Source organism: Paracoccus sp. IB05, assembly GCF_016405985.1.
Classification (GTDB): domain Bacteria; phylum Pseudomonadota; class Alphaproteobacteria; order Rhodobacterales; family Rhodobacteraceae; genus Pseudogemmobacter.
The window spans coordinates 1-13,611 of record NZ_JAEFCF010000069.1 but is presented as its reverse complement, the minus strand read 5'-3'; the positions used below and the strand labels follow the sequence as shown (position 1 = coordinate 13,611).

General features: G+C 62.1%; 12 protein-coding genes and 1 pseudogene. 6 read left to right on the top strand and 7 right to left on the bottom strand.

Features of this window, described 5'->3' with window-relative positions; genetic code table 11:
- Nucleotides 1–311: 311 nt before the first annotated feature.
- The gene (locus tag JC607_RS24585) at nucleotides 312–776 is read right to left on the bottom strand and encodes a hypothetical protein (RefSeq protein ID WP_198839346.1); all 465 of its coding nucleotides are present in this window, start codon (nucleotides 774–776) and stop codon (nucleotides 312–314) included.
- Nucleotides 777–1,016: 240 nt separating this feature from the next.
- Between JC607_RS24585 and JC607_RS24580 the strand changes: the two genes are divergently transcribed.
- The gene (locus tag JC607_RS24580; protein ID WP_198839345.1) at nucleotides 1,017–1,559 is read left to right on the top strand and encodes an AAA family ATPase; all 543 of its coding nucleotides are present in this window, start codon (nucleotides 1,017–1,019) and stop codon (nucleotides 1,557–1,559) included.
- A 224-nt stretch (nucleotides 1,560–1,783) separates the two neighbouring features.
- On the opposite strand, the gene JC607_RS24575 is transcribed toward JC607_RS24580, so the two are convergent.
- Nucleotides 1,784–2,173 carry an NUDIX domain-containing protein gene (locus JC607_RS24575; RefSeq protein ID WP_198839344.1) on the bottom strand — a complete coding sequence of 130 codons (390 nt, stop codon included), beginning with the start codon at nucleotides 2,171–2,173 and terminating at the stop codon, nucleotides 1,784–1,786.
- A 130-nt stretch (nucleotides 2,174–2,303) separates the two neighbouring features.
- On the bottom strand, nucleotides 2,304–3,194 hold the full coding sequence (locus JC607_RS24570; RefSeq protein ID WP_198839343.1) for a LysR family transcriptional regulator: 891 nt from the start codon (nucleotides 3,192–3,194) through the stop codon (nucleotides 2,304–2,306).
- A gap of 166 nt (nucleotides 3,195–3,360) precedes the next feature.
- On the opposite strand from JC607_RS24570, the gene JC607_RS24565 reads away from it, so the two are divergent.
- Nucleotides 3,361–4,257: a DMT family transporter gene (locus JC607_RS24565; RefSeq protein ID WP_198839342.1), complete on the top strand. Its 897-nt coding sequence runs from the start codon at nucleotides 3,361–3,363 to the stop codon at nucleotides 4,255–4,257.
- Between the two features lie 335 nt (nucleotides 4,258–4,592).
- On the opposite strand, the gene JC607_RS24560 is transcribed toward JC607_RS24565, so the two are convergent.
- Nucleotides 4,593–5,999, bottom strand: a complete 1,407-nt coding sequence (locus JC607_RS24560; protein ID WP_198839341.1) for a short-chain fatty acyl-CoA regulator family protein — start codon at nucleotides 5,997–5,999, stop codon at nucleotides 4,593–4,595.
- Between the two features lie 120 nt (nucleotides 6,000–6,119).
- Between JC607_RS24560 and JC607_RS24555 the strand changes: the two genes are divergently transcribed.
- Genes JC607_RS24555 through prpB form a run of 4 tightly spaced genes read left to right on the top strand, consistent with a single transcriptional unit; the run spans nucleotide 6,120 to nucleotide 10,115 of the window.
- Nucleotides 6,120–6,500, top strand: coding sequence for an acyl-CoA thioesterase (locus tag JC607_RS24555; protein WP_198839340.1), 381 nt, complete (start codon nucleotides 6,120–6,122; stop codon nucleotides 6,498–6,500).
- A 12-nt stretch (nucleotides 6,501–6,512) separates the two neighbouring features.
- The gene (locus JC607_RS24550) at nucleotides 6,513–8,024 is read left to right on the top strand and encodes an MmgE/PrpD family protein (RefSeq protein ID WP_198839339.1); all 1,512 of its coding nucleotides are present in this window, start codon (nucleotides 6,513–6,515) and stop codon (nucleotides 8,022–8,024) included.
- A gap of 13 nt (nucleotides 8,025–8,037) precedes the next feature.
- Complete coding sequence (gene prpC / locus JC607_RS24545; protein WP_198839338.1) at nucleotides 8,038–9,207, top strand: 2-methylcitrate synthase; 1,170 nt, start codon at nucleotides 8,038–8,040, stop codon at nucleotides 9,205–9,207.
- 2 nt (nucleotides 9,208–9,209) lie between these two features.
- Nucleotides 9,210–10,115: a methylisocitrate lyase gene (gene prpB, locus JC607_RS24540; protein WP_198839337.1), complete on the top strand. Its 906-nt coding sequence runs from the start codon at nucleotides 9,210–9,212 to the stop codon at nucleotides 10,113–10,115.
- Between the two features lie 44 nt (nucleotides 10,116–10,159).
- On the opposite strand, the gene fdhA is transcribed toward prpB, so the two are convergent.
- From fdhA to JC607_RS24525, 3 genes and pseudogenes are all read right to left on the bottom strand, one after another.
- Entirely contained in the window at nucleotides 10,160–11,344 is a 1,185-nt protein-coding gene (gene fdhA / locus JC607_RS24535; protein ID WP_198839336.1) for a formaldehyde dehydrogenase, glutathione-independent, read from the bottom strand.
- A gap of 205 nt (nucleotides 11,345–11,549) precedes the next feature.
- Entirely contained in the window at nucleotides 11,550–13,157 is a 1,608-nt protein-coding gene (locus JC607_RS24530; protein ID WP_198839335.1) for an isocitrate lyase, read from the bottom strand.
- Nucleotides 13,158–13,234: 77 nt separating this feature from the next.
- Nucleotides 13,235–13,611: pseudogene (locus JC607_RS24525) on the bottom strand (malate synthase A); the annotation flags it as partial.

Here is a 13,611-nt window from a genome sequence, read left to right as displayed (position 1 = left end):
AAGATAATCGGGCGAGGGGTATCTGCGGACGCAATCTGAATAGCGCAACAAAGCCACGTAGAAATGTAGACTTGCTGCCAAATCGACACATGCGAGTTCGGGGATCAACGGCGACCATTCGAAATCGGTTAGTGTTTGCATGTGTTAACATAACCCTGAATGAAGCGTGGTGCGCAGCTTATAGCGGCCGCACGTGAAGAAAAAGGGCAGGTCAAACGACCGCATCGTCCCGCATCGCTACACTGGGTGCCCCGTTCCTACGCTGGTGGTGGCGCCAGACCGTCAGGATCGAAACTGAGAGCCCATTGCAGTCAGTCGCCACCGTTACCAAGATGCAGCCGCCCACCGCGGATACTGAGCCAGCGATCTGGCTTGTTGCGTCTATCGACCAACGACCATTGCGGCTGCCCGTCCGTGGTGGAGAAGCTGACAAACCGCACACCGCCATCGGTCGTAATAGCTACCTCAGGCAGCGCCCCAAAGAGATCACAGTTCACAATACGACCGATCTTGAGCCTATCGAACGAAGGTTGCCAGAGAGAGTCGTCACTCCAACTACCGCAGATGATTGAATAGTTATCCTCGATGCGCCAACTCGACTCCAAAGTGAGTCCGATCTGCCCCTCAGGATTTCCTGCTGAACCATCGCGGCGGAGGGTCGGAGTAAGCGCGCCGATTTCCAGAAATACTGCCGACCCGTGCCCCCGCCAGACATGGTTTATCGAGAGGCCCGCCATGCTTGAGGCAAGAGTCGTGAATACTTTGGTCGCTGTCATCGGGGCAGATTAGCGTGAAACTTCATGTTGGGCTACGCTGATCCGAGCGTCCGCTTTGTCCCGCATAGCCGCCAAAGCTGGCCCGGTCCAGCGCCGCTGGGGCGGTCGGGCGGTCGGATCGACGCGAAGAGGCCATTGCTGAACTTCGCTGATGACGCTAGCCTGTAGTGACGCGCATAAAAATCGACCTACAGGATCGAACATCAGCGCGCTCCCCCCATTGGAAAGCAAGGATGGCACATGTGTGACCATATGTTTGTCGTGACTGGTGGCCCCGGTTCCGGCAAGAGCACTTTGATCGACGCCCTGCACGACAGGGGATTTGCCTCGATGCCAGAGGCCGGGCGGGCGATCATTCGCGATCAGGTTCAGATTGGCGGCACCGCTTTGCCATGGGCAGACAAGGCCATGTTTGCCGAACTCATGCTCGGATGGGAGCTGCGGTCGTGGCATGAAGCTTCGGCTTTGGAAAAGCCGGTGCTTATGGACAGAGGAGTCCCCGATGTCGTCGGCTATCTGACGCTGTCTGGCCTTCGGGTTCCCGCCCATGTGGAGGCTGCCGCGAAGACATATCGCTACAACAGGATGGTCTTTCTCGCCCCATATTGGGAGGCCATTTTCGGGCAGGACGCCGAAAGAAAGCAGGATCACGAGGAAGCCGAGGCAACCAACCGGGTCATGGCTGATACTTATGCCCGCTTCGGCTACCAACTTGTTGAGCTTCCCAGGGTGACAGTCGAGGAGCGTGTTGCTTTCGTCCTGGATCACCTGAAAGCGGAATGACGGCTTCGTCCTTCATCGCAGACGCTCCGCAGCTCGAAATGCTGCGCTCCTTGCCCAATGGCCGGTTTGGGGAATGCGCCGCGCAGCATCGGCGAGCTCGATCGGCGGCAATGGGCCGCGCTCGCCTGAGTGTCCGGTGAAATAGGGGCAAGACCAGAGGGCGCCCAACCAGCCATTTGCTGCGCCGCAGCATGTTGCTCGTATCTCTTGGCGGACGTTCGGGATCAGGGCCAGATCGCGGGAAGAACTATGTCCCGCGTCAGGGGAGCGAGATTAATTCGCCCTTGTGAGCCGGGATACACCCAACGAACCTCTTCGATCTCAGCTTGTGCTTGAACGTCATCCTTAAGGTGAATGCGAAACATCTCTGCAGCGACGAGACAGCTGGGTTCGTTAGCGGCGGGAGCGGAAAACCGGCCGAGATATTCTGTATCCTCAGGGTCCAGGTCCAGCGCAAGCTCCTCAAAAAGTTCACGACGAAGAGCAGCTACAGGCGTTTCATCGCCATCAATTTTCCCTCCGGGCTGCATGAAGGCGGAAGTGCCACGCTTTCGGACAAGCAGGGTTGCTCCATCTTCGCGAAGGATAACTGCGGCGGCTATGCGGATCTCCATTAGGTCATCCCTCGTGATTGGAGTGTCAGGTCTCCTTAGCGCAAGGTTCATGAGGGCCCAACCTGCCCGTTGCTGTGCCGCAGCATGTTGTTCGGGGCCTCAGCCGCCGGTCGAGTTTCGCGTGTAGCGCTCAGGCTGCGAGTGACAGCCCGCCGTTGCGGCTGATTTCGGAGATCACTTCGGTGATCAGACTGTCCAACGCCGGGTTTCTTGCCTTGCGGGCGCGGCGGATGACATAGGCCAGCGTTGGGGGTTCGGGCATACGCCCGGCGATCACCACCATCTCGGGGCGCAGGTAGCGGTCGCTCAGCAGCGCCACGCCCAGCCCGGCCGTGACCGCCGCCGTGATCCCCGCCGCGCTCGCGCATTCAAACACTGTCTCCAGCATCGCACCGCCATCCTGGCCGATATCCAGCGCCCATTGGCGATAGAAGCAATCGTCATCAAAGGACAGAAACGGCACCGATCCGCCGGACGGCAGCTCCAGTTCGCGCGATTTCACCCAATGCAGGCCTTCGCGGAACAGGACGACATCGGCGGGCCGGATCTCATGGGCAAAGACCTGTATGATGGCAGCATCCAGTTCGCCCCGTTCCAGCATGGCGCGCAGTACAAGGCTCATGCGGACCCGGGTGCGCACGGAAACCTGGGGATGCAGCCGGTGAAACCGCCCGAGAATGCGCGACAGGTCCGAACAGGTCGTGTCCTCGGTCAGGCCAAGCAGGATCCGCCCGCTGAGGTCGGTCTTGGTCAGGCTCAGCAGAGCTTCATCATGCAGGCTGAGGATCCGGTCGGCATAAGACAAAAGCTCTTCGCCCTGCTGCGTGAAAAGCGCAGCACCCGCCTTACGCGCCAGGATCTCGCAATCAAGGCTGCTCTCCAGCCGTTTGATCTTATGGCTGACGGCCGATTGCGTCAGCCCGAGCGCCTCGGCCGCGCGGGTGACGCCGCCGTGCTGGCGGATTGCCCTCACCGCGCGCAACGCGTCGATATCCAGGCGGCGGGAGGAGAGGTCGGTCATGAGGCATCTCGCAGATTTATGTCTGAACTATGGTATCTGTTCCGGCACCTGGCAATCATTCATTACACAAGTGACATGAATGTCATGAATGGATCGAAATTTATCATGTGCAGCGGTCGATGGAAGGCCCTAGCCATTGGCCGTCCGATCCAATCCGAGATGCCGAATGTCAGACCTCGCACCCGCTCTTTCGATCCGCCAGCAGCATCCTCTGCTCTGGCCGGCCATGGCCCTTATGCTGATTGTCGGCTGGAGCTCTGGCTTCATCGGCATCCGCTATGCGAATGAAGAGGCGGGGATCGCTGTCCTGCTCTTTTGGCGTACACTGATCTCGGGCCTCATTCTGCTGCCCTTCGCAATCGCCTTCGGTCCCCGGCTTTCGCTCAGGGCGGTGCTGGCGCAGATGGGCTTTGGTGTGATGGCGGTGTTTCTCTATCTCGGAGGGTTCGCGCTGGCGATTGGCCAGCGGGTCCCGACCGGGTTGGTCGCGCTGATCTCAGACCTTTTACCGCTGGCCATCGCCGCCATGTCGCAGCCCCTGCTGGGCGAGCGCCTGTCGTCGCGGCAATGGCTGGGTACCGCAATTGCTCTGGCCGGGGTCTTGCTGGTGAGCTTCGACAGTCTGAGCTTTGGCACCGCGCCTCTGTGGGCCTATGGGCTGACAGTGGCCTCGATGCTGGTCTTCGCGCTGGCCTCCATCCTGCATCGCAGGCAGCCGGTCCTGCGCATCCCGGTCTGTCAGAGCCTTTGCATCCAGACCCTGACGAGTTCTGTTCTGTTCGGAGTCTGCGCTCTGATTGCAGGCGAAGGGCTGGCCCCGCCACTGACGCAGCAGTTCGTGATCGGCATGGCCTGGCTGGTCCTGATCGCGACCTTTGCGACCTATTCGGTCTATTATACCGCGCTGCGGATGTTTCCCGCAGCAAAGGTCAGCGCCGCGATTTACCTGAGCCCGCCGGTTACCATGATCTGGGCGTGGGCGCTGTTCTCGGAACCGCTGACAGTGGTCATGTTCTTTGGGCTTGCGGTCACGATGCTGGGGGTTTGGATCACGTCGCGCTGAACGCGGCTTATCGCAGATGCAGGTCGGTTTTGTCGCGCATCACTACCGACCCTCAGTGAGCTTCGCTGCGTCACTCCTCGAATGGCGGCTTTGGAGAGTGCGGCAATGCAGTATCCTCGGAAACTGAGTAATGGCAAAGGGCCGCTATCCGGGAGTGGCCAAGGACAGCTTAGCATGGTGAAATCTGTAGGTTGCTGGGCCGTAGCATACTTCGCGGAGCTCATTGTCGCCGGTCGGCGACTTCTTCTATACTTCGAAAAGCCATCCCAAACCTAAGTTTTACCCATGCGCATGGATCACGTTGATGCATTTGCCGTGTCGTTTGGGCCAGCGGATCATAGCTGAGAGATGTTTCGACCCGCCTCCCCCGAGTAAGGAGCGAAGCGGGTCATTAATGGGGTCGCGCTCAGCGGCACCCCCAGTGTCGGGAAGGCGCGCTGCGGGCAACCGGGGCGTTCGCATACTTTGCATCCGGGACCGATCAGGGTTGCGATATCGGGGTTTCGCAGATCAAGCCCACGGGCATAGACAAGCCGGTCCGCATGGGCGAGATCGCAGCCAAGCGCCACAGCGAAGGTCTTTTGCGGCGCCCCCCAGCCCCCTGACCCCTGGCTCACCTCGCGCGCGATCCAGAGATAGCTGCGCCCATCCGGCATCTGCGCCACCTGGCGCAGCACCTCGCCCGGGCGGGCGAAGGCGTCATAGACGTTCCATAAGGGGCAGCTGCCGCCGATCCGCGAGAAATGAAAATCGGTAGCCGATTGCCGTTTAGAGATGTTCCCCGCGCGATCGACCCGGATGAAGAAAAACGGCACACCGCGCGCGCCGGGGCGTTGCAGGGTCGAGAGCCGGTGGCAGGTGGTCTCGAACCCGACGCCAAAGCGGGTGCCGATCAGTTCGATGTCGTAATGCAGCTCCTCTGCGCTGGCGAGGAAACGGCGATAGGGCATGATCAGCGCCCCGGCATAATAATTCGCAAGGCCGATCTTCAGCAGGTCGCGCGCTTCGGGCGGCACATCCTCGGCTGCGGAAATCTTTGAGATCACGTCGTTTTCTTCCAGAAACGCCAGTTGTGTCGCCAGCTGGAAGGCGCGCTGACCCTGGCTCAGATGGGTGGCAAGGGTGATCACGCCGCCATCCGGGTCATAGCGGCGCAGGACCTGGCCGGGCTGCTCAGTCACATGCAGGCCATGAAGATCCGCGAGACGCCTTGCCAGACCAGAGAGCATCCGCCCGGCAGGCAGCGCCTCGCCCACGGCCTCCGCCGCCTCGTCAAGTTCAGTCACGTGATTGCGCCGCTCATAGAACCAGTCGCGCACCGCCTCGAATGCGGCCGGGCTGGACCCCGTGCCGCTGGCGCTCAGCCGTCCGGCCAGCAATTCGGCGCGCCCGGATGTTTCGCGCAGGCGGCGCTGCATGGCGATGATGGTGCGGGCGACCTCGGGCATATTGCTGGCCAGTTCGCGCACCTCTGCCACGCTCGCGGGGGTGCCCTGATCGGCGAGTGCAGCACGAAGATCGGTGATCAGCCGCGCCTCATCGGCATCCGAGAAAAGCTGTACATCGAGGCCGAAACAGGCGTTGAGCCGCAAGAGAACCGGCACCGTCAGCGGGCGGATATTCTGCTCTATCTGGTTCAGATAGCTCGGGCTGATCTCCAGCGTGCGCGCCAGCGCCGCCTGGGTCAGGCCCCGTTCCTCGCGCAGGCGCCGCAGCCGGACGCCCATATAGGTTTTGCTCATCTTCGCAACCTTCGCAATTTGTAAGGCATTCGTTAACAAAATAATGCCTTTTCAGTAGTTTATCTGCACATCCCGAATGTGAAAAGACAGTTTTGCTAATCTTGCGAAGGCAGGGCCGCTATGACGACTGAGACCGAGATCCGCACCATCGAGATGATCTTTCCCGAACAGGCGAACCATTACGGGACGCTGTTTGGCGGCAACGCACTGGCCATGATGGCCAAGGCCGCATTCCTCGCTGCAACCCGGCATGCGGGGGCGAAGGTCGTGATGGCGCGCTCTGACCGGGTGGATTTCACCACGCCGATCCAGGTCGGCGAGATGCTGGAACTGGTGGCGCGTGTCAGCCGCACCGGGCGCTCGTCGATGTCGGTCGAGGTTATGGCAGAGGCGCGGTCCATCGGTGGTGCGCGTGCTCGGCCTGCTCTGTCGGGGCGGTTTGAGATGGTGGCGGTAGATGAAAAGGGCAGGCCGGTGCCGGTCGCCCGCGAGGTTTCGTGAAAGGACAAGACGATGATAACCCATGAGCTGCGGAGCTGGAAATCCGCCGAAACCCTGCCGCGTGAGGGTCAGCTGGCCTGGAAGATTGCTGAGGTCGCCGCCGATGCGGTGGCGGTCACGCCCGAGGTGACGGCGATGATCATCAACCGCGTGATCGACAATGCCTCTGTCGCGGCGGCTTCGGTCGCGCGTCGGCCGGTCGCCTCAGCCCGTGCCCAGGCGCTGTGCCACCCGATGGAACCGGGCGCCACTGTCTTCGGCCTCTCGCCCCAGACCCGTGTCTCGCCGGAATGGGCGGCCTGGGCAAATGGCACGGCGGTGCGTGAACTCGACTTTCACGACACCTTTCTGGCCGCCGACTACTCGCATCCCGGCGACAATATCCCGCCGGTCCTTGCCGTAGCGCAGCATACGGGCCGCTCCGGCGCGGATCTGATCCGGGGTCTGGCCACCGGCTATGAGATCCAGATCAATCTCGTGCGCGGCATCTGCCTGCACGAGCATAAGATCGACCATATCGCCCATCTCGGGCCGTCCGCCGCCGCCGGGATCGGCACGCTGCTTAACCTGCCGGTGGAAACCATTTACCAGGCGGTGCAGCAGGCGCTGCATGTCACCACCACCACGCGCCAGAGCCGCAAGGGCGAGATTTCCAGCTGGAAGGCTTTTGCGCCTGCCTTTGCGGGCAAAATGGCGGTCGAGGCGGTCGACCGGGTGATGCGCGGCGAAGGCGCGCCGTCCCCGGCCTGGGAGGGCGAGGATGGTTTCATTGCCTGGCTTCTGTCAGGGCCGGAAGCCCGCTATCAGGTGCCGCTGCCGGGCAAGGGCGAGCCGAAGCGCGCCATTCTCGACACCTATACCAAAGAGCATTCCGCCGAATATCAGAGCCAGGCGCTGATCGACCTGGCCCGACGCATGGGGCCGACGGTTGGTGATCTGAGCCAGATTTCCAGCATCGTGATCCACACGAGCCATCACACCCATTACGTGATCGGCACCGGCGCCAATGACCCGCAAAAAATGGACCCGAAAGCCTCGCGTGAGACGCTGGACCATTCCATCATGTTTATTTTCGCGGTCGCGCTGGAAGATGGCGGCTGGCATCACGAAAAATCCTATTCGCCGGAACGGGCAGGCCGCCTGGCGACCGTGGCACTCTGGCAGAAGATATCGACCATGGAAGATACGGAGTGGACGCGGCGCTATCATGCGCGTGATCCGAAGGAAAAGGCCTTTGGCGGGCGGGTCGTGATCACCCTGAAGGACGGTCGCATCGTCGAAGACAGTCTTGCACTGGCCGATGCCCATCCCGACGGTGCGCGCCCCTTCCTGCGCGAAAACTATGTGCGAAAATTCCTCACCCTTTCCGACGGGGTCATCGCGACGGCGGAACAGCAGCGCTTTCTCGATGCGGCTGAGGCGCTGGCAGATCTGAAGCCGGGCGACCTTTGCCAGCTGAATTTCACCACTGGCGCGGACCGGCTGGGAAGTCCCCACCCGCATGGCATCTTTGACTGGTCATAAGGAGCGACAAGCGATGAGTGGCACCTTCAGGAAGCCGAAGAAATCCGTGGCCCTGTCGGGGGTTGTGGCCGGCAATACCGCGCTTTGCAGCGTGGGCCAAACCGGCAATGACCTGTATTACCGGGGCTTTGACATTCTCGATCTCGCCCTGGCCTGCGAGTTTGAAGAGGTGGCCTATCTGCTGATCCACGGCACTTTGCCGACCATCTCGGAACTCATCGCTTACAAGGCAAAGCTGAAGGCGCTGCGCGGGCTTCCTCTCGCTTTGCGGCAGACGCTGGAGGCGATCCCTGCCGCGGCCCATCCGATGGATGTGCTGCGGTCGGGCGTCTCGTCGCTTGGCTGCGTGTTGCCAGAGGCGCATGACCATAACCCGCCCGGCGCCCGCGATATTGCCGACCGGCTGATCGCGGTGCAGGGATCGATCCTGCTTTACTGGTATCATTTTGCGCTGAACGGGAGGCGGATTGAGGTCGAGACTGACGACGACACCATCGCGGGCCATTTCCTGCATCTGCTGCATGGCCGCGCGCCGCGCGAGACAGAGGTCAGGGCGCTGCACACCACGCTCAACCTCTATGCCGAACATGAATTCAACGCCTCCACCTTTACCGCGCGGACCATCGCAGGTACCGGCTCGGATATCTATTCCGCGATTGCGGGCGCCATCGGTGCGCTGCGCGGCCCGAAACATGGCGGCGCGAATGAGGCGGCTTTCGAGATACAGAAACGCTATGCCAGTGCCGATGAGGCCGAGGCCGATATCCGCGCGCGGCTGGGCACCAAAGAGGTGATTATCGGCTTTGGCCATCCGGTCTATACCCTCTCTGATCCCCGCAATGTGGTGATCAAACGCGTGGCCCGCGATCTGTCAGAGGCCGCCGGCGCGAACCGGATGTTCGATATCGCCGAGCGGATCGAGACGGTGATGTGGAGCGAGAAGCAGATGTTCCCCAATCTCGACTGGTATTCGGCGGTCTCCTACCACCTGCTCGGCGTGCCAACCGCGCTGTTCACGCCGATCTTTGTCATTTCGCGATCTGCCGGCTGGGGCGCGCATGTGATCGAGCAGCGGATTGACAATAAAATCATCCGCCCTTCGGCCAATTACATCGGGCCGGACAATCGCAGCTTCCAGAAACTGGAACAGCGTGGCGGTTTCCTTGCTGCGCCGGAGGCGTGAACATGCCCTATCTGATCGCTGATGATCTGCCCGATGCGCCTGCGGGCGCGCGTTTTCGCGCAAGCCTGGCACGACCGGGTATCCTGCGGCTGCCCGGCGCGCATAATGGCCAGGCGGCTTTGCAGGCCAAGGCGGCGGGGTTCGATGCGCTTTACCTTTCTGGCGCCGCGATGACCGCCTCGATGGGGTTGCCGGATCTGGGCATCATCACCGTCGATGAGGTGGCGTTTTTTATCCGTCAGATCACGCGGGCCAGCGGCCTGCCGCTACTGGTCGACGGCGATACCGGCTATGGTGAGGCCCTCAATGTGATGCATATGGTGCGGGTCTTTGAAGAGGCGGGCGCGGGGGCCGTTCATCTGGAAGACCAGCTTCTGCCCAAGAAATGCGGCCATCTGAACGACAAGAAACTGGCCCCAGCCGCAGACATGGCCGCCAAAGTCGCCGCCGCCGCCCGTGCCGCGCGCCATCTGGTGGTGATCGCCCGCACCGATGCGGCCGCCTCGGAGGGGCTGGAAGGCGCGATTGCGCGGGCGCGGCTTTATGTCGAGGCGGGGGCGGATGCGATCTTCCCCGAGGCTCTGACCAGCGTAGAGATGTTTCGTGAGATGCGGGCGGCTCTGCCGGGCGTGAAGCTCCTTGCCAACATGACCGAATTCGGTCGCACGCCCGCTCTGACCGCGCAGGAATTCGAGGCGCTCGGGTATGATATGGTGATCTGGCCGGTCTCATCGCTGCGGATAGCCAACAAGGCGCAGGCGCGGCTTTATGCGACCCTCGCCCGCGACGGCGCGACGACCGCGATGCTTCCGGAGATGCAGACGCGGGCCGAGCTTTACGATGTGATCGGCCTCAACGTGTTTGAGGCGCTTGACCGCAGCATCGCGCTGTCCGTGCTGCCAAAGTAGGGCTGAAAAGACGCCGCCCATGGCGGGGCGGCACCTCATCGAGGTCAGGCGGCCAGCCCGCCATGCGGGTCGAGCACGTATTTCCGCGCCACGCCCTGGTCAAAGCTCTCATAGCCCTGGACGGCCTCATCGAGCGGAATGATTGTCGCATTCACCACGTCCGCAATCGGCAGCCGGTCATGCAAGATCGCCTGCATCAGCTGGCGGTTATATTGCAGAACCGGGGTCTGGCCGGTGTGGAAGCTTTGCGCTTTGGCCCAGCCAAGGCCGAACCGCAGGGACAGGCTGCCCTCTTTCGCGGCCTTGTCCACCGCGCCCGGATCGGCGGTGACATAGAGACCGGGGATACCGATCGAGCCGGCGGGCCGGGTGATTTCCATCATCTGGTTCAGCACGATGGCGGGCTGCTCACCACCGGAATGACTACGCGCCTCGAAGCCTACCGCGTCAATTGCGGCATCGACCTCTGGCAGGCCCGTAATTTGCTCGATCATATCGCCAAGCCGGTCGCTCGCGGAAAGATCCACCGGCTCAAAGCCGACTTTCGCGGCATGGGCGAGGCGCTCTTTGTTGAAATCACCGACCATCACCACTGCCGCGCCAAGGATGCGCGCCGAAGCCGCTGCTGCGAGGCCCACCGGGCCCGCGCCCGCGACATAGACGACCGAACCCACGCCACAGCCCGCTTTGACCGCGCCGTGAAAGCCGGTCGGCAGGATGTCGGACAGCATGGTCAGATCGCGGATCTTCGCCATTGCCCGGTCGCGGTCCGGGAATTTCAGCAGGTTGAAATCCGCATAGGGGATGGTGACATAGCGCGCCTGGCCGCCGATCCAGCCGCCCATATCGACATATCCGTACGCGCCGCCCGCGCGCGCCGGGTTCACCGTCAGACAGACGCCGGTATCCCCTTCGCGGCAGCAACGGCAGCGCCCGCAGGCCACGTTGAACGGCACCGAGACGATATCGCCGATCTGCAACATCTCGACATCTTTGCCCTTCTCGATCACCTCGCCGGTGATCTCATGGCCGAGGATCAGCCCCGGCTCGGCAGTGGTGCGGCCGCGCACCATATGCTGATCCGAGCCGCAGATATTGGTCGAGATCACCTTGAGGATCACCCCATGTTCGATCCTGCGGCCATCCGGGGCCGCGAGTTTCGCATCCTCGATATTCTGCACCTCGACCTTGCCAGGGCCAATGTAAACCACACCGCGATTGCTGCTCATTCAATCCTCCTCCCGGTAAGGGACATTGCGACCTCTTCGCCGCCAGCGGCCCCGTATGATGGCCTCCGCGCTGGCGGTGACCTTTGGAAATCGTCGCAGCGGCTCATCGTCGGCGGGCGTCTGATCACGACCATAGCGCCCCCTGATGCGAAGCGACGCCGCCCTTTGACAGGGCGACACCGGAAGCCGGTATGGCGAGGCGAAATTACTCCGCCGCGAACTGGTTCATGGTATTGGCGTGCCCGCCGGCTTTCAGCGCACGTTCGCCCGAGACCATTTCCTTGAAAGTGTCGCCAAGATCCGAGCCGACCTCATGCTGGTGCCTGACCGCCGAGACACCGCGACGGATTTCTTCGCGCTGCACAGTTTTGACATAGGCCAGCATCTTCTCCTCGCCGAAATAGCCGCGCGACAGCTCGTCGACGGATTTCGCGGTGAGGTGGAAGGTCGGCAGGGTGATCAGGTTGTGGAACACCCCCGCCCGGGCCGAGATATCGGTCTGGAAACGCTGAAGTCGCTGATCCGCCTCACGGCCCAGATCGGTCGCGTCGAAATCGGCTTTCATCAGCTCATTGCCGTCCGGGTAGTCGGTGGCTTTGATCCGGCCTGCTGCCAGCCATTCCTCGCGCACCTGTTTCCTGAGATTCAGCGTCCAGTTGAAGCTCGGTGAGTTGTTATAGGTCAGTTTCGCATTCGGCACCGCCTTGCGGATCTCGGCGACCATGCCCGCGATCTCATCGACATTCGGCGTGTCAGTCTCGATCCAGAGAAGATCGGCGCCGCCCTCGATCAGGTTCGCGATGCAATCCTCGATCACCCGGGCGCGTCCGGTGCCTTCTTTGAACGGGAAGAGACCGTTCGGCAGGCGCAGCGGCCGCACGAATTCGCCCCCCTGGTAAAGCGCCAGCTCGCCTTCCCGGATCGGGTTGGCGTCAGAGACCGGCTCTACCTTCAGCCATTTGTTATAGTGGCTGGCAAGGTCGCCCGGGCGGGCGGACACCGGCACTTTTTGCGTGAGACCCGCACCGAGACTGTCGGTGCGCGCGATGATCACCCCCTGATCGACGCCGAGTTCCTCGAATGCGAGGCGGCAGGCGCGGAGTTTCTCGATGAAATCCTCGCGCGGGACAGTGACCTTGCCGTCCTGATGGCCACATTGCTTGGCATCTGACACCTGGTTTTCGATCTGGAGGCAGCAGGCCCCCGCCCTGATCAGCTCTTTCGCCAGCAAATAGGTGGCATGTTCATTGCCGAAACCGGCATCGATATCGGCGATGATCGGCACGACATGGGTCTCGAACCCGTCGATCGCGGCAATGGCGGCGTCGCGCGCCTCTTCGGTCTGGGCGGATTTCAGCGCGCGGAACAGATCGTTCAGCGCCACCTCATCGGCCTGGCGCAGCGAGGTGTAAATCTCCTGGATCAGATCGGCGACGGCGGTTTTTTCGTGCATCGACTGGTCGGGCAGATGGCCCCAGCGATTGCGCAGCCCGGCAACCATCCAGCCGGAAAGATAGACGTAAGTGCCTTTCGCGGTGCCGCGCATCCGCTTGACCGCTTTGATCATCTGCTGGGCATGAAAGCCTGACCAGCAGCCCAGGGATTGCGTGAATTTCGACGGGTCCTGGTCATAAGCCGCCATATCGGCTCGCATCACCACCGACATTTCGCGGGCGATTTCGAGATGGCTCTCCCAGGAGTTTTGCAGCCGCAGCTGCACGATATCCTCGACCGAAACCCCACCCGCCGTCTGGCCGGTCGGGTAACGCTGCGCAACCTCGCGGCGCAGTTCTGCATAGGTCTTGCGGGGCATCGGAGATCCTTTCATGGAGAAGAGAAGGCTGGCAGGCACAGGCCCGCCAAAGGGGGAAAGCGTGGTCAGCCGGTCCATCAGTCGAGCGCGTTCAGCACGTCATAGGCCGGCAATGTGATGAAATCGGGAGGCGTCGCGGCGAGGATCGCCTCATGCACGATCCGCGAGGCCGAGGCGTAATGGCCCCGGTGGAAGCCGGTCGGCCCAAGGCGGCCAAGGATCGTGACGATCTCTTCCTGGATCAGCGCGGCGAGCCATTCGGCGGTCAGCTTCGTGTGGTCACCATCTGTCAGCGTCACCTCGGCCCCGTGCCGCAGCCATTGCCAGAGCTGCATCCGCGCAATCTCGGCCGTGGCGGCATCTTCCAGCATCCCATTGATCGCCACCGCGCCACGGCCCTGCAGCCATTGCGCCAGATATTCGATCGCGACCGCGATATTGTCGCGCAGGCCGG